Annotated in this window: 1 protein-coding gene; it reads right to left on the minus strand. The window is 50.0% G+C overall.

The features are described 5' to 3' along the window. The coding region (locus AB4486_RS27980) for a methyl-accepting chemotaxis protein (protein ID WP_372120078.1) at window positions 1-232 on the minus strand (232 nt) is incomplete at both ends.

Genomic DNA, 232 nt, shown 5'->3' on the forward strand with positions numbered 1-232 from the left:
TTACAGAAGCACGTGACCGGTCAGCTGCCGCCACCAATTCGTTCATCATATTACGAATATTAGTGGTTTGCTGGGAGGTACCACTCGCCAGTTTTCGTACTTCATCGGCAACCACGGCAAACCCGCGACCTTGGTCCCCTGCTCGCGCTGCTTCTATTGCGGCATTCAATGCGAGTAAGTTGGTGTTTTCAGCAATACCACTGATCACGTCAACCATTTCACGAATCTGTTT

This window comes from Vibrio sp. 10N.222.55.C6, assembly GCF_041473395.1.
GTDB lineage: Bacteria > Pseudomonadota > Gammaproteobacteria > Enterobacterales > Vibrionaceae > Vibrio > Vibrio crassostreae_C.